Annotated in this window: 4 protein-coding genes; all 4 read right to left on the bottom strand. The window is 54.1% G+C overall.

All coding sequences use genetic code 11. From position 1 onward, the window contains the following. Nucleotides 1-41: 41 nt before the first annotated feature. Nucleotides 42-1,577 carry an IS66 family transposase gene (gene tnpC / locus OGY18_RS06505; protein ID WP_286552315.1) on the bottom strand — a complete coding sequence of 512 codons (1,536 nt, stop codon included), beginning with the start codon at nucleotides 1,575-1,577 and terminating at the stop codon, nucleotides 42-44. 49 nt (nucleotides 1,578-1,626) lie between these two features. Beyond that, nucleotides 1,627-1,974, bottom strand: coding sequence for an IS66 family insertion sequence element accessory protein TnpB (gene tnpB, locus OGY18_RS06500; protein ID WP_000609174.1), 348 nt, complete (start codon nucleotides 1,972-1,974; stop codon nucleotides 1,627-1,629). After that, a complete protein-coding gene (locus OGY18_RS27310; protein WP_050586387.1) occupies nucleotides 1,971-2,303 on the bottom strand; it encodes a transposase in 333 nt (110 codons plus the stop codon). The genes tnpB and OGY18_RS27310 overlap by 4 nt, the downstream gene beginning before the upstream one ends. Before the next feature lie 159 nt (nucleotides 2,304-2,462). Next, entirely contained in the window at nucleotides 2,463-3,614 is a 1,152-nt protein-coding gene (locus tag OGY18_RS06495) for an IS30-like element IS30 family transposase (protein ID WP_022652315.1), read from the bottom strand. Nucleotides 3,615-3,677 lie beyond the last annotated feature (63 nt).

Here is a 3,677-nt window from a genome sequence, read left to right as displayed (position 1 = left end):
GTAAGCGTGCAGTGAGAACCGTATTGACGAAGTGAAGCTGGTCAGGCAGGCAGAGTAACCCGCCACGGGAGCAGAGCACCCACCCGGTTCACAGGCCAGTCGGCGATGACATCAAGTACATAATGCAGATAGCGTTCCGGATCCACGCCGTTTAATTTGCACGTCCCGATAAGACTGTACAGTGACGCACCGCGCTCACCACCATGATCCGAGCCGAAGAACAGCCAGTTTTTTCTCCCCAGACTGACCCGTCGTAGGGCGTTTTCGGCAATGTTATTATCCACCTCCACCCAGCCATCTTCTGCATAGCGGATCAGCGCCGGCCACTGGTTCAGCGCATACCCGAACGCCTTCGCCAGTTCTGAGTGCCTTGAGAGGGTTTTCTGTTTCTCCCGCAGCCACCCCTCCAGTGACGCCAGCAGCGGCAGCACTTTTTGGTGCCGGACTGCCTGCCGTTCCTCTGCTCTTTTACCTCTGATCTCCGACTCGATGGCATACAGCTCGCCGATCCGTTTCAGCGCCTCCTCCGTCAGGACTGACGGGGTACGGACGTGAACATCGTGGATTTTTCGGCGGGCATGGGCCCAGCACGCGGCTTCCTTTATATGGCCGTCGCGGTAGAGCTCGTTGAACCCGGCGTAGGCATCAGCCTGCAGTACGCCACTGAAGCCTGCAAGATGGGTCTGAGGGTGGATACCTTTTCTGTCCGGGCTGTAAGCGAACCACACTGCGGGGGCCAGCGCTGATCCGGCGTTGCGGTCGTCTCGAACGTACGTCCATAAGCGCCCGGTCTTCGTCTTCTTATTGCCCGGCAACAGCACCGGGACAGGCGTATCGTCAGCATGGAGTTTGCCGTCGGTCAGGACATAGTGCTGAAGGGCTTCATCCAGCGGTGCCAGCAGACGACAACACGCATCCACCCAGCCCGACAGTACAGAACGACTCAACACTACACCCTGGCGGGCATAGATCTCCGACTGGCGATACAGCGGTGTGTGCTCTGCATACTTTGAGGTCAGCACTCGGGCCAGCAGCCCCGGTCCGGCGATCCCCCGTTCGATGGGGCGCGAAGGAGCCGGGGCCTGAACGATGCGATCGCACCGACGGCAGGCATGCTTTTCACGGACTGTCCGGATAACCCGGAAGGCGCTGCACATCAGCTCCAGCTGTTCGGCGGCATCCTCACCCAGGTAACTCAGCGAACCACCGCACTCCGGGCAACACGGCTCAGTCGGCAGCAGCCGCTTCTCATCCCGTGGGAGTGACTCAGGGAACGGTTTGCGGGTGCGGGTCTGACGCAGCGGGCGCTGCACTGCCGGGTCATCCACCCGGCCGGTCAGCGTATCGCTTTCCTGCTGCAGCAGGTTCAGGTCAGCTTCCATTTGCGCGATACGGCGGGATACCTTTTCGGAACGACTGCCGAAGTTCATCCGGCGCAGCTTATCCAGTTGCGCCTGCAGATGGTCTATTTCGCGTTCCCGGTTGCTCAGCTTTTCCTGCAGGGCGTGGATCAACGCTTCCTGTTCGGCCAGGCGCTGTTTCAGCAGAAGGATGTCGTCAGAAGAGGTATCGTTCATAAGCCTGTATTTTACCAGGCTTATTCTGCGACAACCAGGATAAAGAGCGCTACAACATGGTCAGGGATGTCAGTAACCGCTTTGGCTGTCGCCAGTCGATACCTTCCATCAGCATCGCCAGTTGCGCCGGCGTCAGGAACACTTTGCCATCGCGGGCTGAGGGCCAGGCGAAGCGACCACGTTCCAGTCGCTTTGTCAGCAGGCACAGACCATCGCCGGTGGACCAGAGCAGTTTTACCTGACTGCCGCTGCGTCCCCGGAAGATGAAGACGTGGCCGGACATCGGGTCATCTTTCAGCGCGGTCTGCACCTTTGCGGCGAGGCCATTGAAGCCGTTGCGCATATCGGTGATACCGGCAACCAGCCAGATTTTTGTGCCTGCGGGAAGATTTATCATACCGGCCCCCGCATCAGTTCGCGCAGGACAGTGCTCATGAGTTCAGCAGAGGGATGAGTCAGTGTTATTTCTCCTCCCCGACATTTTATGTGGCAGGTAGCGGGAGGAGAGCAGGATGGTAGTTCGAAGGTTGGGAGAGAAGAGCCCGCCTGAAGCTGCACGGGTATCAGGGCAGGAAGCGACGATGAGTTTTTTCGGGGCCGACAGACCCGCCCTTCACGCTGCCAGAGCCTTATCCATTTAAAGAGCAGGTTATCATTGACGTCATGTTTCCGGGCCAGTGCGGCAATACTGCCTTCTTCTTCAAGAGCCAGCCTGACCAGTTCCATTTTGAATTCAGGGGAATAGTGTTTCCGGGGAAGTCTTTCTTTAGCGCGCATGAGGTGTCCACCTGCAAAATAAGTGGGTGCTTAAGTTACAGGATCCTGGATTCGGGACCAGACGGTACTCAGACGACGCTTACGTTTCTCAGGAAAGCCGCTGTAGATTCAATCTGTCAATGCAACACCCCTTTCAATTATCTCTTTCGGTGTTTTGAACTTCAGTGTCTTTCTCGGTCTGTTGTTTAGCTGAGCAGCAACCAGATCTAGTTCATGTTGAGTATATTGGGCAAGACATGTCTTTTTAGGAAAGTACTGCCGAATTAGCCCATTTGTGTTCTCATTTGTTCCCCGCTGCCAAGGACTCTGAGGATCGCAGAGGTAAACTTTAACGCCGGTGCTGACAGTAAATTCCAGATGTCTGGCCAGTTCCATTCCTCTGTCCCATGTCAGTGATTTTCTGAGTTCTGACGGTAAACTCAGGAATTTGTCGGTAAGAGCCTGATTTACTGAGACAGAATCTTTGCCCCTGAGTCTAAGGATGATCGTATAACGTGATTTTCGGTCTACAAGTGTGGCTATATGAGAGTTTTTTGTACCTGAGACTAAATCGCCCTCCCAATGCCCCAGAGAGCGTCTGTTATCGATATTTCGGGAACGTTCGTGAATTGGTGTTCCGTTCACTATGTTAATCGTACCTCTTTCGCCTTTGCGGGTATGACGCCTGCCATGGCGAAGGCTATGCGACCGTCGCAGATGCTGTATATTCAGGTGGTGTAGCGCTTCACGGCTACGAAAGTACAGCGTTTTATAAATTGTCTCAGGTGATATTCGCAGCGTTTTTTGACGTGGTTTTGTTCGCCTTAACCATCCTGATATTTGCTCTGGAGACCATTTCATCTCCAGCTTTTCCAGAACAAGCTTTCGCAATGGTAAATTTTGATCCAGTAAGCACGGTTTTGGCCTTTTCGCCATTCTGTTGGCTCGGTTATTAGCATCAACAGCTTTGTAATAGCGTCTGCCCCGATTACGCTGAACTTCACGTGAGATCGTCGAAGGACTGCGATTCAGCGCAGTAGCTATCGCACGAATGCTCATTTTGGCTGACAAACCAGCTCGTATCTCCTCGCGCTCAGACAGTGTCAGGTGAGCTACAGCCCGCTTACGCTCATGGGGTTTTATGCCGCCAGTATCCCTTAACATAGTGAAGATCGTTCCGGGTTTTGAACCCAGGATATTCGCTATTTCACTGAAGCCTGTTCCGTTCTTCCATAGTTCAAAAACAGAGGCTTTTTCCTCTGCTGTAAATGTTCGTCTCATTCAAAAAACCTCCGCAACCCCATGTTTTCACATAACTGTTGCGTTGACCAATTGAATCTACAG

Origin of the sequence: Citrobacter sp. Cpo142, from assembly GCF_030332425.1 — a bacterium.
In the GTDB taxonomy this organism is placed as follows: Bacteria; Pseudomonadota; Gammaproteobacteria; order Enterobacterales; family Enterobacteriaceae; genus Citrobacter; species Citrobacter portucalensis.
The sequence above is the reverse complement of the archived record's forward strand: the minus strand, read 5'-3'. Positions and strand labels throughout refer to the sequence as shown.